This is a genomic window from Rathayibacter sp. PhB1 (genome assembly GCF_004362935.1).
In the GTDB taxonomy this organism is placed as follows: domain Bacteria; phylum Actinomycetota; class Actinomycetes; order Actinomycetales; family Microbacteriaceae; genus Rathayibacter; species Rathayibacter festucae.
The window spans coordinates 450,887-468,414 of record NZ_SNYD01000001.1 but is presented as its reverse complement, the minus strand read 5'-3'; the positions used below and the strand labels follow the sequence as shown (position 1 = coordinate 468,414).

Here is a 17,528-nt window from a genome sequence, read left to right as displayed (position 1 = left end):
GAGCGGAGCCGGCGCCCCCGAGGGCGCCCCGCCTCACGGCACCCGGCGCAGCCACTCCGGCGTCGAGTACTTCGACGCCACGAGCTCCTCGGCCTCCGCGTACTCCTCGGCCGTCAGGTCGCCCGCGGTCCCGCCGTGCAGCTGGACGAACGTCGCCTTCATCCGCTCGATGATCTCGGCGCGGCTGAGCCCGGTCTGGCTGCGCAGCGGATCGACGCGCTTGACCGCGGAGGCGATGCCCTTGTCGGAGAGCTTCTCGCGCCCGATCCTCAGCACCTGCACCATCTTCTCGGCGTCGATGTCGTAGCTCATCGTCACGTGGTGCAGGACGGCGCCGGAGCCGAGCCGCTTCTGCGCCGCTCCGCCGATCTTGCCGGAGGGCGAGGTGATGTCGTTGAGCGGCTGGTAGACCGCGTCGATGCCGAGCGACTGCAGCGCGCTGACGGCCCACTCGTCGAGGAAGGCGTAGGAGTCGGCGAAGGTGAGGCCCTGCACCAGGTCGCCGGGCACGTAGAGCGAGTAGGTGACGACGCTGCCGGCCTCCATGAACATCGCGCCGCCGCCGGAGATCCGGCGGACGACCTCGACGCCGTACTTCGCCGCGTTCTCGAGGTCGACCTCGTTGCGCAGCGACTGGAAGCTGCCGATCACCACGGCGGGCTGGTCCCACTCCCAGATCCGCAGCGTCGGCTCGCGGCGCCCCTCGCCCACGGCGGCGGTGAGCACCTCGTCGAGCGCGAGGTGCATCGACGGCGAGACCGCCTTCGCGTGCACGATCCGCCAGTCGTAGTCGCGCCAGCTGGTCGCCTGCTGCAGCGAGCGCCGGATCGCCACCGCGACGGCCTCGGGCGTGAAGCCGAGCAGCACGGCGTCGGCGGGGAGCGCCTGCCGGATGGCCGCGGCGATCGTCTTCGCGTCGCTCTCGGCCGGCAGCCCGACCACCGCGCGGTCGATGTCGTCGAGCGCCGTGTCGGGCTCGAGGAAGAAGTCGCCCGCGAGCCGGAAGTCGGCGAACCTCCCGTCGACCACGTCGAGGTCGACGACCACGAGCTTTCCACCGGGGACCTTGTACTCGCCATGCATGACGTCAGCCTAGGCCGGAGGAGCGACGTCCTCCCCTGCGGCCGGGAACCGGTCGTCGAGCCAGCCGACCAGGTCGGCCGTGACCTCGACGCGGTTGAGCTCCTGGAACAGCTCGTGCCGCGCCTCCGGATACACCCGCACGCTGACGTCTCTGTAGCCCGCGCGACGCCGGTAGGCCTGCGCCAGTGCCCGTACCGAGCGCTCGCCGCCGAGGGTGTCGTCGGCGCCGACCACCAGCAGCAGCGGCAGCGGGTGCTCGGGCCGCCGGGCGGGCCGGCCGATCAGGCGGAGCGTCTCGCGCAGCCCGATCCGCTTCGCGAGCGGAGTGGTGAAGGTCAGCGGGTCGTCGTGGAAGAGCTGCCAGACCGCCGGGTCGCGCGAGAGCCACTCGAGCCCGAGCCCGCCGGGCACCCGGTGCCGGCGCGCCAGATCGCCCGCGTTCATGTAGCCGGGCAGCCGGTAGGCCGTGCCGCTCAGGATGAGGGCCGCGTAGTCGGCGGAGCGGTGGTCGACGATCCGCTGCGCCATCAGCGAGCCCCAGGAGTGGCCGAGCAGGACGATCGGGACGCCGCAGTTCTCGCCGGCGAGCTCGCGGGTGAGCCGGTTGATCGCCTCCTCCGCCGCGCGCAGACCGCCCGGCCCGAGCCGGCCGAGCTCGGCGACGTCGCCGCCGTGCTGCTCGAGGCCGGTGCGCCCGTGCCCGCGGTGGTCGTCGGCGGCGACGGCGTAGCCCGCGGCGACGAGCGCCTCGGCGAGCTCGACGTAGCGGCCGGAGTGCTCGCCGACGCCGTGCGCGATCTGCACGATCGCCCTCGGGCGCGGGTGCGACCACCAGCGCCAGTGGATCGTCACGCCGTAGGCGTCCTGGAAGGTCCTGTCGACCGCGGTGCCGGGCATGGGACCAGTGTGGCCCTCCGGCCGCTGAGCGCGAAGACGAGCGGAAGAACTGAGAAGATACTCACGATCCGTCGGACAACGGTCTCACCCGCCCGCCTGATCGCTAGCGTTCTACCGCCGTGCGGAGCCCCCACGACCGTCCCCATCCCCCTTCTCGAGCGAGGCCAGCCCCCACATGACCGTGTCGCCCCTGATCTGGACCCTGACGATCGTCTTCATCGTCCTGCTCCTGCTCTTCGACTTCTTCTTCCACGTGCGCAAGGCGCACGAGCCGACCCTCAAGGAGTCGGCGCTCTGGTCGGCCCTCTACGTCGGCATCGCCGTGCTCTTCGGCGTCGGCGTCCTCGTCTTCGGCGGACCGACCCCGGGCTCCGAGTACTTCGCCGGCTACATCACGGAGAAGGCGCTGTCGGTCGACAACCTCTTCGTCTTCCTCATCATCATGGCGAGCTTCAAGGTGCCGCGCGCCGACCAGCAGAAGGTGCTGCTCTTCGGCATCGTCTTCGCGCTGATCGCCCGCACCGGCTTCATCTTCCTCGGCGCCGCGCTGATCAACTCCTTCGCCTGGATCTTCTACCTCTTCGGCCTGATCCTGCTGCTGACCGCCTTCAACCTGGTGAAGCCCGGCGACGAGCACGCCGGCGACAACGTGATGGTCCGCCTCGCCAAGCGCGTCTTCAAGACGAGCGACCAGTACGACGGCGACAAGTTCTACACGCACATCGACGGCAAGAAGGTCCTCACGCCGATGATCCTGGTGATGGCGGCGATCGGCGGCACGGACATCCTGTTCGCCCTCGACAGCGTCCCCGCGATCTTCGGTCTCACCAGCGACGTCTTCCTGGTCTTCACCGCCACCGCGTTCTCGCTGCTCGGCCTGCGCCAGCTCTACTTCCTGATCGACGGCCTGCTCGACCGCCTCGTCTACCTCAGCTACGGCCTCGCCGCCATCCTCGCCTTCATCGGCGTGAAGCTGATCCTGCACGCGCTGCACGAGAACAACCTGCCGTTCATCAACGGCGGCGAGCACGTCGAGGTCTTCGAGATCGGCACCGGCCTCTCGCTCACCGTGATCATCGGAGTGCTGGCCGTCACGGTCATCGCCTCACTGGTCAGCCCGAAGGGCCGCCGCATGGCCGCGGAGGCCGCGGAGCGCAAGCGCGTGGCCGCCGAGGCCGGAGCGGACGTCGAAGCCGGGCACTGACCTGCAGAACTGAGGCTGGGACGCCGATCCGGGGAGGAATCCCCCGGATCGTGCGTCCCAGCCTTCGTCGTGCGGCTACTTCGCTCGGTACCGGTGCTCCGGGCGGCCGGTGGTCCCGTAGCTGAGGGTCATCTCCACCAGGCCGCGGCCCGCGAGGCCCGAGAGGTAGCGCTGCGCCGTCGCGCGGGAGATGCCGGCGCGCTCCGCGACCTCCAGGGCCGAGAGCTCGGCGCCGGACTCGGACAAGCGCGCCAGCACCAGCTGCTCCGTCGCGGAGCGGGACGGCTGGGTCGCCGCCGCATCGCCCGAGTGCAGGATGCGCAGCGCCCGCTCCACCGCCTCCTGGTCGGCGACCCGGTCCTCGCGCAGCACGTTGCGGAAGCGCACGTAGGCGTCGAGGCGCTCGCCGAGCAGGCGCGCGTCGAACGGCTTGATCAGGTAGCCGAGGGCCCCCGCGTGCAGGGCCTTCCGCACCGTCGCCCCGTCCGAGGCGGCACTCACCACGAACGCGTCCGTCTCCAGCTCGCGCAGCAGCGCGATCCCGCTCTGGTCCGGCAGGTGCACGTCGAGCAGCAGCAGGTCCGGCGCGTGCTCGAGCACCGCCGCCCGCGCCGCCCGGGCGGTGTGCACCGGCGGCAGCGCCCGCAGGCCCTGCCGGGTGTCGACCAGGTCGGCGTGCAGCTGCGCCACCCGGAAGTCGTCGTCGACGACGAGCACGGTGCGCTCCTGCTGATCCGGGGTCATCGGTCCTCCTCCTCGAGCGGCGACTCGTCGGGCAGCTCCTCCGGCGGCAGGACCGCGCCCGGCAGCCGCGCGCAGAGCACCGCCCCGGAGGACTCGCCACCGGCGTCCGCCAGCCAGACCTCGCCGCCGCGCCGCGCCGCGACCTCGCGGCAGAGCGGCAGCCCGAAGCCGCGGCCGTGCACGCGGTCGTCTTCCTCGTCCACCGCGCCCGGCCCGCGCGCGAAGAGCGACTCCGGATCCGCGACGCCGTCTCCCGAGTCCGCGACCGTCACGAACAGCGCGTCCCCGTCGTCCAGCAGCTCGACCTCGACGAACCGGACGTCCCGGCTCCCCTCGACCGCCGCGCGCACCGCGTTGTCGACCAGGTTGCCGACCACCGTCGCGACGTCCTCCGGCTCGATCACGGTCCCGCGCACCAGCGTCTCCTCGCCGAGAGTCAGCAGCACGCCGCGCTCGGCCGCCTCGATCCCCTTCGCGCCGACCAGCGCCTGGAGGTAGGGCTCCTGCAGCCGGTCGGCGTGCTGCACCGGGTACTTCAGCGGCCCGCGGGTCAGCACCTCGTCGAGGTACTCGCGCGCCGAGCCGGTCCGGCCGGCGTCGAGCAGCCCGGCCACCACGTGCAGCCGGTTGGCGAATTCGTGCCGCTGCACCCGCAGCGCGTTGGTCATCGCGCCGACCGCGTCGAGCCGCCGGCTGAGCGCGGCGAGCGCCGTACGGTCGCGCAGCACCACCACGACGCCGAGATCGCGGTCGCCGCGGGTGACCCTCCGGATGTCGACGTAGACGATGCGGGAGCGCACGACGAAGCCCTCCTCGCCGGTCCCGCGGGAGGGCTCCGTCGAGGCGAGGGCCGCGGCGATCGCGTCGGCCAGCGGCTGCGGCAGCCCGAGGTCGCCGAGCGCGCGGCCGTGCAGCGCCCGCCCGGTCGGGTCCTCCGAGCCGAGGATCGCCGCGGCGCGGGCGTTGCAGACGCCGACCCGTCCGTCGCGGTCGAGGGCGAGCACCCCCTCGTCGACCCCGTCGAGCACCGCGGCCTGGTCCTGCACCAGAGCGGTGAGCTCCTCCGGAGCGAGCCCGAGGGTGAGCCGCAGCAGCCGGCGCCGGATGAAGACGGAGGCGACGGCCGCGAGCACGAGCCCGGCGAGCGCCGCCGCCAGCACGCCCAGCAGCGCGGTCGGCAGGTCGTCGAAGACGCTGGAGCGGGCGAAGCCGATGCTCACCTCGCCGACCACGCGCGCGCCGTCCGGCCCGTAGACCGGCACCTTCGCCCGCGCGGACTCCCCGAGCGTGCCGGTGCCCCAGGACACCGACTCCCGGCCGGCGAGCGCCTCCTCCGCACTCGTCGAGACCACCTCGCCGAGCCGCTCGGGGTCGGGGTGGGCCAGCCGGATGCCGCGGTCGTCGGTGATCACCACGAAGAGGGCGCCCGTGCGCTCCTCGATCGCCTCGGCGGCGGTCTCGAGTGTCCCGCCCTCCAGCTCGGCCCGGGAGGGCACGGCCGGGTCGGCGGAGGACGCGGCGACCGCGTCGCGCACGTCGGCGTCCTCGGCGACGGTGCGGGCGATGGCGAGCGCCGTCTCCTCCGCCTCGCCCTGCAGCTGCTGCACGCTCAGCGCGGTGACGAGGCCCGCGCAGACCAGGACGGCCGCCGTGACCGTCGCGAGCTGCAGCACGAGCACGTGGGTCGCGAAGCGCATCGAACTCCTCGTCGTCGAGACGGTCGGGCCGGTGGGGACCTTCGGGCCGGTCGGGCTGCGCAGAATGCGCAGAACCCACACTATGCGCAGATCCCGCGCTTATGAGCGATACCCGGGCCGGGCGCCGGTGGCTGCCTAGTGTGTCCACGACCTGGAGAGCCCGCCGCGGGATCCCGGACGCACGACGACGAAGGAGTCAGCAGTGTTGGTAGTACTCGGATTCACGATGATCCTGGCCTTCATGGCCCTGATCATGACCAAGCGGCTCACGCCCATGGTCGCCCTGATCGTCGTCCCGACGATCTTCGGGCTCTTCGCCGGCGCCGGTCTCGGCATCGGCGACATGGTCCTCGAGGCGATCGGCAGCCTCGCCCCCACGGCCGCCCTGCTGATGTTCGCGATCATGTACTTCGGCATCATGATCGACGTCGGCCTCTTCGACCCGCTGATCCGCTTCATCGTCCGCGCGCTCGGCGACGACCCGGCCAAGGTCGTCCTCGGCACGGCCCTGCTGGCCGGCGCGGTCTCGCTCGACGGTGACGGCTCGACCACCTTCATCGTGACCACCGCCGCGATGCTGCCGATCTACCTCCGCCTCGGGATGAATCCCGTGGTCCTCACCTGCGTCGCCGGCCTCGCCAACGGCACGCTCAACATCGTCCCCTGGGGCGGCCCCACGGTGCGCGCCGCCGCGGCGCTGCAGGTCTCGCCGAGCGAGATCTTCGTGCCGATGCTGCCCTCGCTCGCCGTCGGCCTCGCCGTCACCCTCGTCTTCGCCTGGTTCCTCGGACTCGGCGAGCGCCGCCGCCTCGGTTCGCTCGCCCTCGCCGAGCCGATGCTCGAGCAGGAGCTCGTCGGCGCCGGCTCGTCCCGCGGCGGCGCGGCCCGCTCCGGCTCCTCGCGCACCGGCGGCCTCGCCGCCCTCACCGGCGGCATCCGCACCGTCGCCCGCGAGCGCTTCTCCTTCCTGCGCGGCCCGGAGTCGCTGCGCGGCGCCCAGGTCGCCGTCGCCGCCCGCGTCCAGGCCGACGACGCGGACACCGCGATGGCCGACACCATGCTCGACCCCGAGCGCGAGACCCTCCGCCCGAAGCTGATCTGGGTCAACCTCGTGCTGACCCTCGCCGTGATGACCCTGCTGGTCGCCGACGTCCTCCCGCTCCCCTACGTCTTCATGGTCGGCTCCGCGGTCGCGCTGCTGATCAACTTCCCGAAGATGAAGGACCAGGCGTCCGAGATCGTCAAGCACGCGCCGAGCATCGTCGGCGTCGTCTCGATGGTCCTCGCGGCCGGCGTGCTGATCGGCGTCCTCAATGGCACCGGCATGGTCGACGCGATGGCCGAGTGGGTCGTCGACGTCATCCCGCCGGCGCTCGGACCGTTCCTCGCCGTGATCACGGGCGTGCTGAGCATCCCGATGACCTTCTTCATGTCGAACGACGCCTTCTACTACGGCATCCTCCCGGTGCTCTCCGAGAGCGCCGCGCAGTACGGCATCGACCCCGTCGAGATGGCCCGCGCCTCGATCACCGGCCAGCCCGTCCACCTGCAGAGCCCGCTCGTGCCGGCGATCCTGCTGCTGGTCTCGCTCGCCGCGGTCAACCTGGGCGACCACCATCGCAAGGTTCTCTGGCGCGCGGTGATCGTGTCGCTGGTGATGCTGGCGGTCGGCGTCCTGGTCGGAGCGATCCCGTTCGGCTGATCCGCCCGCAGAACGTCAGCCGGGAGGGGCCGTCATCCGCGATCAGCGATGACGGCCCCTCCTGGCTGATGTTCTGCGTCCGCCCCGCCCCCGGTCAGCCCAGCAGCGGCGCCAGGTTCTCCGTCCAGACGTCGAAGCCGAGCTTCACGATCAGCGCCCCGACGACCACGAGGAACGCGATCCGGATGAACCGGCTGCCCTTCGCCACCGCCATCCGCGAGCCGAGGTAGGCGCCCGCCACGTTCGCCAGCCCCATGAACAGCCCGAGCACCCAGATCACGTGGCCGCCCGGCACGAAGTACAGCAGCGCGCCGAGGTTCGTCGCGACGTTGACGATCTTCGCCTTCGCGCTCGCGAGCAGGAAGTCGTAGCCCAGCGCCGTGATCAGCGCGATGATCAGGAACGTCCCCGTCCCCGGTCCGATCAGCCCGTCGTAGAAGCCGATGACGAGCCCGAGCACCCCCGCGGTCACCAGGTGCCGGCGCCCGGCGTGCTTGAGCGCGGTGACAGCGCCCATCGCGGGCCGTGCGATCGTCACCACGGCCACGACGATCAGCGCGACGACGATGATCGGCTTGAACACCGAGGCGGGCAGGAGCCCCGCGAGGTTCGCTCCCCCGTAGCTGCCGGCCAGCGCCACTGCCGCCATGGGCAGCGCCGTCCGCAGGTCCGGCCTCGCCCGCCGGTAGAAGGTGATCGCGCTCGTCGTGGTCCCGAAGATCGAGGCGAGCTTGTTGGTCGCGAGCGCCTGCACGGGTGAGATGCCCGGCACGAGCAGCAGGGCGGGGAGTTGGAGCAGGCCGCCGCCGCCCACCACCGCGTCGATCCAGCCCGCGGCGAACGCGGCCAGGATCATCAGCAGGATGACGGGGAGGGCGAGGTCCTCGGTGAACGTCAGCATCGGTCGGAAGCGTATCCGGCCGCCGCCACCCCCTCGACCCGGGCGTCGCGCCACCCTAGGGTCGGCGGCATGCGATTCGGACTCTTCATCCCCCAGGGCTGGCGCCACGACCTCGTCGGCATCGATCCCGCCGACCAGTGGCGCACCATGCGCGACCTCGCCCAGCACGCCGACGCCGGCCCGTGGGAGTCGGTGTGGGTCTACGACCACTTCCACACCGTCCCGGTGGTGACGGAGGAGGCGACCCACGAGGCCTGGACGCTGATGGCCGCGTTCGCCGCCGCCACCTCGCGGGTGCGGCTCGGCCAGATGTGCACCTGCATGAGCTACCGCAACCCTGCGCACCTCGCCAAGATCGCCACCACCGTCGACATCGTCTCCGGCGGCCGGGTCGAGATGGGCATCGGCGGCGGCTGGTACGAGCACGAGTGGCGCGCCTACGGCTACGGCTTCCCGCCGATCGCCGAGCGCCTCGGTCGGCTCGACGAGGGCGTGCAGATCATGCGCCAGGCCTGGACCGAGGGCGTCTCCACGCTCGACGGCCGCTACTACCAGGTCGACGGCGCGGTGAACCGCCCGCTCCCCCTGCAGGACGGCGGGATCCCGCTCTGGGTGGCCGGCGGCGGCGAGAAGGTGACGCTGCGCATCGCGGCGCAGTACGCGCAGTACACCAACTTCGCGGGCGCTCCGGAGGCGTTCGAGCACAAGAGCGCCGTCCTCCGCGGCCACTGCGAGCGACTCGGCACCGACTACTCCGCGATCACCCGCAGCTCCAACTACAACGTGATGATCGCCGAGACGGAGGCGGAGGTCGCGAAGGGCCTGCAGCGCCTGGAGGAGCGCGTCACCCCCGCGCTCGGCGCCGAGGCGGCCGCGGCGTTCGTCGCCGAGTACCGCAGTCCCGACGCCCTCGCGGTCGGCACCCCCGCGCAGATCGTCGACCGCCTCGGCGACATGCGCGAGCGCGGCATGGACTACGCGATCACGTACTTCCCCGACGCCGCCTACGACCGCTCCGGCCTCGCGCTCTTCGAGCGCGACGTCGTCCCGCACCTGTCCTGACCCGTCCTCCCGCCGCTGGTCAACCGGGACCCGCGGCGGAAGGACGCGCCCAGACCGAGAGCGTCGAGGTCCGGATTCCGGTGTCGACGAAGCCCGCAGCGGAGAAGAGGCGGATGCTCGGCGCGTTCCGCTCGTCGATCCTGGCGAGGACGTCGAGGTCGTCCGACTCGACCGAGCGGAGCACGTACTCGATCAGGCGAGTGCCCAGCCCCCGGCGCTGGTGGGTCGGAGCGACCCCGATCGCGAAGACGATCACGTTCTCCCCGTCGCGGTCGTAGCCGAAGTGGCACGCGGCTGCGAGGGCTCCGTCATCGATGCCGACGATCAGTGCCTCGGAGGCGGGAAGCGGAACCCGCAGCGACCGGAGGTGGGACTGCACCTCGAGTTCCCAGGGGCACGGATGGAAGGTGCCGCGCCCTCCTCTGTACTGGGGACGCGACGGGGTCGCGCAGACGAAGCTCTGCAGGGCGCCCGAGTGCCCGCGATGCGCCTCGACGAGCGGGACGTCGTCAGCGGGCCTCACGCCACTTCGCGAGAGCGCGCTTCTCCGCGCTGCTCAGGACGGGTGAGCCGGCGCCCGAACGATGGCGTGCCGCCAGCGTCTCGCGCTCGCGGTCCGTGAGGCCGTCGTTTCCTCGCTCGACGGACTCACCTGAGGCGGGGCGGACCAGAGGAGACGAGGCGGACATGACTCCCATGGTAGATGTCACGCCGAGCACGGTCGAGGTCGGGCGCAGAACGCCTGTCTCCACCTGCGCACGCGGCTGATCCGGCTCTTCACCCGCGAAGATCAGCGCGCCTACGCCTCGCCCGCGCGGTCCGCAAGTCCCTGCGTCGGGGCGGGCCGCCCGCCTACGGTCGAGGCATGGACGCACAGGACATCCGCTGGAACGACGAAGCCCGCGACAAGATCCTCGAGGACTCGGACAGGGTCCTCCGGGAGGCGGTGCTCGACCTCGCGAAGACCAAGAAGGGCGAGCCCTGGGAGGACGTCTTCGCCGAGCTCAACGCACGACTGAAAGATCAGTTCATCGACTTCGAGCCCGGCCCGGACCTCCGCAAGTACGCCGAGGCTGTCTCCGCGGGAGAGATCGAGTCGTGAGCGCCGACGACGGCGACACCGGCCGAGCCGTGGACCCGGCGCTCGCCGACGAGCTGGCCTCGATCCGCGCCGTCGGCGAGGGCCGCCGCGGCGACGCCGCCGACGAGTCGGACGTCGAGCACGGCGACCCGCAGACCGTCGAGCAGGTCGAGCAGGAGCTCAAGGGCGGCCTCGACCTCGACTGACCGGACTCAGAACGCAGAAGGCCCGCTCCCCTCCAGGGCGCGGGCCTTCCTGCGTGCCGAGCCGACGACGAAGTTCACTCCGCCGGTACAGCGCACGTGCGGTCCGACGCCTTCTGACCGGTGACGCCAGGGAGCGGATCGGCGTCCGGCGCGACGGCGCCGGTCGCGACGGGCGGGGCTGCTTCCGGCACCGCGGGCGATTCTTCGGCGCCGCCCTCCGCCCCCTCGACTCCCTGCGGCGCCGCCGGGGTGAACGGGACGTCGTCGCGCACCTTCGCCATCAGATCAGGGCCGAGCGACGGGTCCGGCACGACCTTCCCGGGGAACTCGGGGTCGCCGGTGCTGCCCGGGTACTGCACGAAGACCAGCCGATCGAGTTCCACGTCCTTCAGCGTGAGGGCGAGCCCGATCAATGTCCGGGGCTCGGTCATCGACGTCGACAGGTGCATCGCGTGCGACGCCGCATGCGCCAGTCCGTACAGGGCGCCGGCGTCCGAGAGCGTGCCGGACGACTTCACCTTCCTCATCAGCGAGGACAGGAACTGCTGCTGCGACGAGATCCGGGCCAGGTCGCTGCCGTCCCCGACGCCATGCCGCGTCCGCAGGAACGCGAGCGCTGTCGCACCGGAGACCGTGCTCGTCCCGGCGGGGAGATCGAGCCCCGAATCCGTGTCCCGCACGGCTCCCGTCAGGCAGATGTCGACGCCGCCCACCGCGTCGCTCATCTCGATGACACCCTGGAAGGAGATCCAGCCGGCGTAGGGGATGTCCAGTCCGGTCAGCTGCTCCACCGAGCGGTTGACGCAGGCGAGCCCGCCGGCCGAGAACGTGGAGTTCAGCGGCACGTCGCCCTCCCCCGCCGTGACGACCCCCGTCTCCGGATCGGTGCAGTCGGGCCGGTTGACGAGGAGGTCGCGGGGCAGCGAGACGACGACCGCGCTCCGGTGGTCGCGCGCGACGTGCAGGAGGATGTTGACGTCGTTCAGCGTCGCGTCCCTGCCGCCATACTCGTCGCCCTGCGCCGCATCGTTGTCCGCCCCGACGACGAGCAGGTTGAAGCCGCCCTCCACCTCGCCGATCGGACGCGGCGTCGCCGACGCGGACAGTGCCGCTCCGACGTCGAGATCGACGGCGTTCTCCGCGACGGTGCGGCCGATGCTCGCCGCCGCGATGGCGCCCACGGACCCGCAGCCCACGACGAGCACGGCGACCACGGAGACCGCGACCCTCACCACATCCCGCGCCGCGGACCTTCGGCGCAGCCGGCCGTGCCGGACCGGCACCGCACTCGAGCGCCTCACAGGCGGCGACTCCGTCGCTTCCGAGCGCTTCCGCGCGACCGCCACTCGACCGCATCTGCGTCAGAAGCCGGAACTCGAACGAGGGCCCAGCCGTCCGGGTACTTCTGCCTCATGCTCCGTACTTGTTGTTGAGTGCCTGAGCGATGTCCCGGTAGTCCTCCGGGCCGAGCGAGCCGTTGACCGTCGCGCGGCCGCTGCCGTAGTGACCGCCGAAACGCTCGAGCCCCCGGGTCGTCTCCTGATCCAGGACGCCGGGGAAGGACCCGGAGGAGTAGAAGAGCTGGCCTTTGAGATGCCTCTCCACGCCGACCCAGCTATTGCGCCCGAGGTCTCCATCGATCGGGCCGCTGTAGCCGCCATCGGCGGCGTAGCACTGGAGGAGCTTCCAGAAGTTCGTTCCGGGGACGCCATCGGATTCCGTCGACGTCCTCGGAAGTTGACGATTGCAGACCGACGGCGCCGCTTCCGCAGGTGTGCCTGCACCGACGGGGACTGCCACGGCGATGATCGCGGCGAGGACGGTCTTCTTGAGCGGTGAACGGAATGACATCTTTGCCCGATCCTGGTCAGCAGCCGGCGGGTTCGAGTCCTCCCCCACCACGGGAGAAAGCTCCCGCTCGAAAAGGAATACCATCTGCGTATGGTTCCTTCGAGTGCTGTCGCGAAACGCGGCTTGTAAAGGCGAACCCCGCGCTGGGCGCGATTCGCGCCGGCGACGAGAACGCAGGAAGGCCCGCTCCCCGGTGAGGGAGGGGGCCTTCCTGCGTGTGCGGGTGACTACGCCGAGAGGCGCTCGTAGTCGGTGTAGCCCTCGGCGCCGCCGCCGTAGACGGTCTCCTGGACGAGCTCGTTCTCGGGGTGGCCGCCCTGCCAGCGCTCGACGAGGTCGGGGTTGGCCATGACCGGACGGCCCACCGCGACGGCGTCGGCGTGGCCGTCGCTGATCAGCGCGGTCGCCTCCTCGCGGGAGGTCGGGCTGCCGAAGCCGCTGTTCGCGACGAAGACGCCGCCGAAGCGGGTGCGCAGGTCCTGGACCAGCTCGCCGGCGGGCTCGGCGTGCAGGACGCTGAGATAGGCGAGGCCCAGCGGCGCGAGGCCGTCGACGACCGCCTCGTAGGTGGCGCGCACGTCGGCCTCGTCGGTCTCGACGACGTCCTGGATGTTGTGCGCGGGCGAGAGGCGGATGCCGACGCGGCCGGCGCCGATCTCCTCGGCGACCGCGCGGGTGACCTCGACCACGAACGCGGCACGGGCGGCGGGGCTTCCGCCGTAGGCGTCGGTGCGGACGTTCGAGACCGGCGAGAGGAACTCGTGCAGCAGGTAGCCGTTGGCTCCGTGCACCTCGACGCCGTCGAAGCCGGCGTCGACGGCGCGGCGGGCACCGGCGACGAACTCGTCGCGGACGGTGGCGAGCTCCTCGGTGGTCAGCGCGTGCGGGACCGGGAACGGCTTCTTCTCGCCGCTCGGGACGCGGACCTCGCCGTCGATCGCGACGGCGCTCGGCGCGACGATGCGGTCGGTGCCGGTGACGTCGGTGTGCGTGACGCGCCCGCCGTTCATGACCTGCATGACGATGCGGCCGCCGGCGGCGTGCACGGCGTCGGCGACGCCCTTCCAGCCCTCGGCCTGCTCGGCGGTGACGATGCCGGGCTGGCCCGGGTACGCCTTCGACTCGGCGCTCGGGAAGACGCCCTCGCTGATGATCAGGCCGAGGGAGGCGCGCTGGGCGTAGTGCTCGGCGATGAGGGCGCCGGGGACGCCCTGCTCGTCGGCGCGCAGGCGCGTCATCGGCGCCATCACGAGGCGGTTCGGCAGCTCGAGGTCGCCGGCGGAGAGGGGGGAGAAGGGATCCACGGATCGCCTTTCGATCGGAGAGCGGGGGGAGGGCGCGTCACCGTTCCCGGGACGCACCCCGGAGGCAACGACGCCCGCGCCGCGCGCATTCCGCCTCCCGGCGTTCTCCCACCCACGGTGCGCCGGGACGGGCGCGAACATGCTGGTCGAGTAGCCGCGGAGCGGCGTATCGAGACCCGACGCCGTCAGCAGAGAAGCCTGCAGACCGGCCCGCTGACACCGGCGGATCTCGATACGCCCGCTGCGCGGGCTACTCGATCAGCATGCAGAGGAGCACGACGCGACAGCACCTCACGCCATCCGGGACGGCCGCTCGTCGCCCGGCCTACAGTCCTGCTGTTCCCTGCGCCGGATGAAGGAGACGAGCAGATGTCCGCAGAGCTCACCGAGTTCACGATCGGCGTCCTGGCCGATGACGAGACCGTCGAGAGGATGCGTCTCGCTCTGCTCGCGGTACTCGAGAACGGCGAGTTCCGCGACCTGCCCTGGACGTTCTCCGTCTCGCCCGATCCGGACCTGCGCGGCCGGTAGGGTCACCTGCTCGTCGAGGCGGCGGTCGGAGCCGCCGACACGGACGGCCCCCGCTCGAATCGAGTGATCGCGCGAGTCATGCCGGTCGAGTAGCCGCGGAGCGGCGTATCGAGACCCGCCGTCCTCAGCAGGGTGGCCTGCAGACCCGCCTGCTGGCGCCGGTGGATCTCGATGCGCCCGCTGCGCGGGCTACTCGATCAGCACGGACGCTCCGTCACGCACTCCCCCGCTCTCCCCCTCGCGGACAGCCCTCGCTCGGGTGACACCCGGGCTGTCTACACTCGGGAGGCGAACGACGAGGGAGTGCGCGATGCCGAACGATTCATCCCCGACGAGGGCCGCGGCCCGCCGGGGCGCCCGCCGATCGCCGATCGCAGCGCTCCTCGCCCTGCTCGCCGCCGCCGCACTCGCGCTCGTCCCTGCCGCCGGCGCCGCGGCCGAGCCGCCCGCGACGCTCGGCTCCTCCGTCGTCCTCGACTCGGCCGGAGTCCTCAGCTCAGCGGACATCGGCGACATCGAGACCGCCTCCGCCCAGCTCTACCAGGAGCACAGCGTCCAGCTCTTCGTCGCCTACGTCGACACCTTCACCGGCACGACCGGCGACGAGCGCTGGTCGGACGCGACCGCGGAGCTCAACGGACTCGGCACGAACGACGTCCTCCTCGCCGTCGCGGTCGAGTCCCGGCAGTACCAGGTGTCCGTCGACAACGGCTTCGCCCTCGACGCCGGCCAGGTGTCCGCACTGGAGACCGACGACATCGAGCCCCAGCTCGTCGACGGCGACTGGGCGGGGGCCGCGGTCGCCGCCGCCCAGGGCATCGGCACCCGCCTCGACGCCCCGAGCGCGGGCGAGTCGCTCGGCTCCGGCCTCCTGGTCGTCCTCGCCGTGCTCGCCGGGCTGGTCGTCGTCGGCGTGATCGTGTGGCTCCTCGTCCGCCGCGCGCGCCGCCGGAAGGCCGCCGAGGCCGTGGAGGCGTCGATCGACGAGCTCGCCACCCGCGCCGGCTCCGCCCTCGTGCACGCGGACGACGCCGTGCGCACCAGCGAGCAGGAGGTCGGCTTCGCGGAGGCGCAGTTCGGCTCGGACGCGACCGGCCCCTTCCGCGAGGCGCTCACGACCGCGAAGCGGCTGCTCGGCGAGGCCTTCGCCCTCCAGCAGCGGCTCGACGACGCGGAGCCGGAGACCGACCAGGAGCGCCGCGACGGCTACGGCCGCATCCTGCAGCTCTGCGCCGACGCCGAGCAGGTGCTCGACGAGAAGGCCGAGGCCTTCGAGGAGCTCCGCGCCCTCGAGAAGAACGCCCCGGAGGTGGCCGCCCGGCTGACCACGCGCACCGCGGAGGTCCGGGCCCGCCTCTCCCCCACCCGCGCCCTGCTCGCCGTCCTGTCCACCCGCTACGCCCCGACCGCGATCGACGACGTGGAGGACGACGCCGACCAGGCCGAGGACCGCCTCCGCTTCGCCGACGACCAGGTGACCGAGGCGCGGACGGCGCTCACCGCCGACGACTCGGGCCGCGCGGCCGTGCTCCTGCGCGCCGGCCAGCAGGCGGCCGAGCAGGCCTCGGGCCTCCTCGACGCCGTCGCCACCCGCTCCACCGATCTGCAGGAGGCCGAGCGCACCCTCGCCGGGCGGGTCGCCGAGATCCGCGCCGACGTCGCCCAGGGCCGCACGATCGTGGCGGCGGGCGACTCCGCCGACGCCGCGAGCGCACCCCTCGTCGCGAACGTGCAGTCCGCGGTCGCCACGACGGAGGCCGCCCTCGACTCGGTGGAGCGCGACGCCGCCGCGAGCCCGCGCGACCCGCTCGCGCTCCTGGAGCGCCTCACCGCAGCCGACGCCACCATCGACGCCGCGGTCGGCGGCTACCGAGACGCGCAGGCGCAGCGCGAGCGCCAGCGGGCCGCCCTCGCCGCCGAGATCGGCGCCGCCCGCAGCCGCGTCTCCGCCGCGGAGGACTTCATCGCCGCCCGGCGCGGAGCCGTCGGCTCCCAGGCGCGCACCCGTGTCGCCGAGGCCGCGCGCTCGGCCGAGTACGCCGCGCAGATCGCGGCCACCGACCCGGCCGAGGCGCTCGCCTCCGCCCAGCGCGCCTCCGCCCTCGCGCAGCAGGCACTCCAGGCCGCCCGCTCCGACGCGAGCGCCTACTCCGCCCCCGGCCTCAGCGGCGGCTACGGCGGCAACACGACCGGCGCCTTCCTCGGCGGCATCCTCGTCGAGTCGCTCCTCGGCGGCGGCGGCCGGCGCTCCGGCTACCGTTCCGGCGGCTTCGGCGGCGGCGGCTTCGGGGGCGGTGGCGGCTTCGGCGGCGGCGGCTCCCGTCGCTCCTCCGGGGGCGGCTTCGGCGGCGGTGGCGGTGGAGGCCGTCGCGGCGGCGGCGGACGCTTCTGACCCGCTCCGGACCACTCGCTCGACCCGACGACCCCGCGCACAGACCCCGGGCCCGCATCCGCTCGGCCCCCGCCCGCAAGCACCTCACCCAAGGAGAGACAGCATGGCCCAGAAACAGTCGATCTTCGGCCGCATCGCGCAGCTCGCGAAGGCCAACATCAACGCGCTCCTCGATCAGGCCGAGGACCCGCAGAAGATGCTCGATCAGATGGTCCGCGACTACACCGACAGCATCCGCGACGCCGAGGCCGCCATCGCGCAGACGATCGGCAACCTGCGCCTGCTCGAGGACGACTACCGCGAGGACGTCCAGAACGCCGACGAGTGGGGTGGCAAGGCGCTCGCCGCGAGCCGCAAGGCCGACGAGCTGCGCACCTCCGGCAACGCCGGCGACGCCGACAAGTTCGACGCGCTCGCCAAGGTCGCCCTGACCCGCCAGATCCAGTCGGAGAAGGAGGCGAAGGACGCCGAGCCGACCATCGCCTCGCAGACCGAGGTCGTCGACAAGCTCAAGTCGGGCCTCAACCAGATGCGCGAGAAGCTCAACCAGCTCTCGTCCAAGCGCGACGAGCTGATCGCGCGCTCGAAGACCGTCGAGGCCCAGTCGCAGGTCCAGGACGCGATCAAGAGCATCGACATCATGGACCCGACCAGCGAGGTCAGCCGGTTCGAGCAGAAGATCCGCCGTGAGGAGGCCCGCGTCCGCGGCGCCGAGGAGCTCGCCTCCTCGAGCCTGGACGCGCAGTTCGAATCGCTCGAGGACCTCGGCGAGATGACCGAGGTCGAGGCGCGCCTCGCCGCCCTCAAGTCGGGCCGTCCGCAGGACTCGATCGGCTCCTGACCGGGCGGAGAGCTCCGGGCCGACGATCGCCT

General features: G+C 72.3%; 17 protein-coding genes. 8 read left to right on the top strand and 9 right to left on the bottom strand.

What is annotated here, in order from left to right; translation table 11 throughout:
* Positions 1 to 33: 33 nt before the first annotated feature.
* Both EDF17_RS02215 and EDF17_RS02210 read right to left on the bottom strand, forming a co-directional pair.
* Positions 34 to 1,083 (bottom strand): biotin/lipoate A/B protein ligase family protein, encoded by a 1,050-nt coding sequence (locus EDF17_RS02215; RefSeq protein ID WP_123444976.1) that lies wholly within the window; start codon positions 1,081 to 1,083, stop codon positions 34 to 36.
* 9 nt (positions 1,084 to 1,092) lie between these two features.
* Complete coding sequence (locus EDF17_RS02210; RefSeq protein ID WP_123444975.1) at positions 1,093 to 1,980, bottom strand: alpha/beta fold hydrolase; 888 nt, start codon at positions 1,978 to 1,980, stop codon at positions 1,093 to 1,095.
* Between the two features lie 175 nt (positions 1,981 to 2,155).
* On the opposite strand from EDF17_RS02210, the gene EDF17_RS02205 reads away from it, so the two are divergent.
* Complete coding sequence (locus EDF17_RS02205; protein WP_123444974.1) at positions 2,156 to 3,184, top strand: TerC family protein; 1,029 nt, start codon at positions 2,156 to 2,158, stop codon at positions 3,182 to 3,184.
* A gap of 75 nt (positions 3,185 to 3,259) precedes the next feature.
* Here the strand turns inward: EDF17_RS02205 and EDF17_RS02200 are convergent, their stop codons facing one another.
* Positions 3,260 to 3,928 (bottom strand): response regulator, encoded by a 669-nt coding sequence (locus EDF17_RS02200; RefSeq protein WP_123444973.1) that lies wholly within the window; start codon positions 3,926 to 3,928, stop codon positions 3,260 to 3,262.
* Positions 3,925 to 5,625, bottom strand: coding sequence for a sensor histidine kinase (locus tag EDF17_RS02195; protein WP_123444972.1), 1,701 nt, complete (start codon positions 5,623 to 5,625; stop codon positions 3,925 to 3,927). The genes EDF17_RS02200 and EDF17_RS02195 overlap by 4 nt, the downstream gene beginning before the upstream one ends.
* Positions 5,626 to 5,851: 226 nt before the next feature.
* On the opposite strand from EDF17_RS02195, the gene EDF17_RS02190 reads away from it, so the two are divergent.
* Positions 5,852 to 7,327 (top strand): CitMHS family transporter, encoded by a 1,476-nt coding sequence (locus EDF17_RS02190; protein WP_123444971.1) that lies wholly within the window; start codon positions 5,852 to 5,854, stop codon positions 7,325 to 7,327.
* A gap of 94 nt (positions 7,328 to 7,421) precedes the next feature.
* Here the strand turns inward: EDF17_RS02190 and EDF17_RS02185 are convergent, their stop codons facing one another.
* The gene (locus EDF17_RS02185) at positions 7,422 to 8,228 is read right to left on the bottom strand and encodes a TSUP family transporter (protein ID WP_123444970.1); all 807 of its coding nucleotides are present in this window, start codon (positions 8,226 to 8,228) and stop codon (positions 7,422 to 7,424) included.
* A gap of 69 nt (positions 8,229 to 8,297) precedes the next feature.
* Here EDF17_RS02185 and EDF17_RS02180 point away from each other — a divergent pair, with 69 nt between their 5' ends.
* On the top strand, positions 8,298 to 9,290 hold the full coding sequence (locus tag EDF17_RS02180) for an LLM class F420-dependent oxidoreductase (protein ID WP_123444969.1): 993 nt from the start codon (positions 8,298 to 8,300) through the stop codon (positions 9,288 to 9,290).
* 19 nt (positions 9,291 to 9,309) lie between these two features.
* Here the strand turns inward: EDF17_RS02180 and EDF17_RS02175 are convergent, their stop codons facing one another.
* Positions 9,310 to 9,669 (bottom strand): GNAT family N-acetyltransferase, encoded by a 360-nt coding sequence (locus EDF17_RS02175; protein ID WP_166649579.1) that lies wholly within the window; start codon positions 9,667 to 9,669, stop codon positions 9,310 to 9,312.
* A 486-nt stretch (positions 9,670 to 10,155) separates the two neighbouring features.
* Between EDF17_RS02175 and EDF17_RS02170 the strand changes: the two genes are divergently transcribed.
* Complete coding sequence (locus EDF17_RS02170; protein WP_123444967.1) at positions 10,156 to 10,392, top strand: hypothetical protein; 237 nt, start codon at positions 10,156 to 10,158, stop codon at positions 10,390 to 10,392.
* Entirely contained in the window at positions 10,389 to 10,577 is a 189-nt protein-coding gene (locus tag EDF17_RS02165) for a hypothetical protein (protein WP_123444966.1), read from the top strand. The genes EDF17_RS02170 and EDF17_RS02165 overlap by 4 nt, the downstream gene beginning before the upstream one ends.
* Before the next feature lie 74 nt (positions 10,578 to 10,651).
* Here EDF17_RS02165 and EDF17_RS02160 read toward each other — a convergent pair whose 3' ends face one another.
* The 3 genes from EDF17_RS02160 to EDF17_RS02150 all read right to left on the bottom strand — a co-directional run bounded on the left by EDF17_RS02160 (position 10,652) and on the right by EDF17_RS02150 (position 13,732).
* Positions 10,652 to 11,791, bottom strand: a complete 1,140-nt coding sequence (locus EDF17_RS02160; protein ID WP_133671840.1) for an LCP family protein — start codon at positions 11,789 to 11,791, stop codon at positions 10,652 to 10,654.
* Positions 11,792 to 11,987: 196 nt separating this feature from the next.
* Entirely contained in the window at positions 11,988 to 12,512 is a 525-nt protein-coding gene (locus EDF17_RS02155; protein ID WP_123444964.1) for a hypothetical protein, read from the bottom strand.
* A 143-nt stretch (positions 12,513 to 12,655) separates the two neighbouring features.
* A complete protein-coding gene (locus EDF17_RS02150; protein ID WP_123444963.1) occupies positions 12,656 to 13,732 on the bottom strand; it encodes an alkene reductase in 1,077 nt (358 codons plus the stop codon).
* Positions 13,733 to 14,101: 369 nt separating this feature from the next.
* On the opposite strand from EDF17_RS02150, the gene EDF17_RS19695 reads away from it, so the two are divergent.
* The 3 genes from EDF17_RS19695 to EDF17_RS02140 all read left to right on the top strand — a co-directional run bounded on the left by EDF17_RS19695 (position 14,102) and on the right by EDF17_RS02140 (position 17,496).
* Positions 14,102 to 14,263: a hypothetical protein gene (locus tag EDF17_RS19695; RefSeq protein ID WP_166649578.1), complete on the top strand. Its 162-nt coding sequence runs from the start codon at positions 14,102 to 14,104 to the stop codon at positions 14,261 to 14,263.
* Positions 14,264 to 14,573: 310 nt separating this feature from the next.
* Positions 14,574 to 16,655, top strand: coding sequence for a TPM domain-containing protein (locus tag EDF17_RS02145; RefSeq protein ID WP_123444962.1), 2,082 nt, complete (start codon positions 14,574 to 14,576; stop codon positions 16,653 to 16,655).
* Between the two features lie 103 nt (positions 16,656 to 16,758).
* Positions 16,759 to 17,496, top strand: a complete 738-nt coding sequence (locus EDF17_RS02140; protein WP_123444961.1) for a PspA/IM30 family protein — start codon at positions 16,759 to 16,761, stop codon at positions 17,494 to 17,496.
* The last annotated feature ends 32 nt before the right edge of the window (positions 17,497 to 17,528 follow it).

What these genes read in the sequence shown, in the direction of transcription:
- EDF17_RS02215 (WP_123444976.1), bottom strand. Translation starts at nt 1,083, where the DNA reads ATGCATGGCGAGTACAAGGTCCCCGGTGGAAAGCTCGTGGTCGTCGAC.
- EDF17_RS02210 (WP_123444975.1), bottom strand. Translation starts at nt 1,980, where the DNA reads ATGCCCGGCACCGCGGTCGACAGGACCTTCCAGGACGCCTACGGCGTG.
- EDF17_RS02205 (WP_123444974.1), top strand. Translation starts at nt 2,156, where the DNA reads ATGACCGTGTCGCCCCTGATCTGGACCCTGACGATCGTCTTCATCGTC.
- EDF17_RS02200 (WP_123444973.1), bottom strand. Translation starts at nt 3,928, where the DNA reads ATGACCCCGGATCAGCAGGAGCGCACCGTGCTCGTCGTCGACGACGAC.
- EDF17_RS02195 (WP_123444972.1), bottom strand. Translation starts at nt 5,625, where the DNA reads ATGCGCTTCGCGACCCACGTGCTCGTGCTGCAGCTCGCGACGGTCACG.
- EDF17_RS02190 (WP_123444971.1), top strand. Translation starts at nt 5,852, where the DNA reads ATGATCCTGGCCTTCATGGCCCTGATCATGACCAAGCGGCTCACGCCC.
- EDF17_RS02185 (WP_123444970.1), bottom strand. Translation starts at nt 8,228, where the DNA reads ATGCTGACGTTCACCGAGGACCTCGCCCTCCCCGTCATCCTGCTGATG.
- EDF17_RS02180 (WP_123444969.1), top strand. Translation starts at nt 8,298, where the DNA reads ATGCGATTCGGACTCTTCATCCCCCAGGGCTGGCGCCACGACCTCGTC.
- EDF17_RS02170 (WP_123444967.1), top strand. Translation starts at nt 10,156, where the DNA reads ATGGACGCACAGGACATCCGCTGGAACGACGAAGCCCGCGACAAGATC.
- EDF17_RS02155 (WP_123444964.1), bottom strand. Translation starts at nt 12,512, where the DNA reads ATGGTATTCCTTTTCGAGCGGGAGCTTTCTCCCGTGGTGGGGGAGGAC.
- EDF17_RS19695 (WP_166649578.1), top strand. Translation starts at nt 14,102, where the DNA reads ATGTCCGCAGAGCTCACCGAGTTCACGATCGGCGTCCTGGCCGATGAC.
- EDF17_RS02145 (WP_123444962.1), top strand. Translation starts at nt 14,574, where the DNA reads ATGCCGAACGATTCATCCCCGACGAGGGCCGCGGCCCGCCGGGGCGCC.
- EDF17_RS02140 (WP_123444961.1), top strand. Translation starts at nt 16,759, where the DNA reads ATGGCCCAGAAACAGTCGATCTTCGGCCGCATCGCGCAGCTCGCGAAG.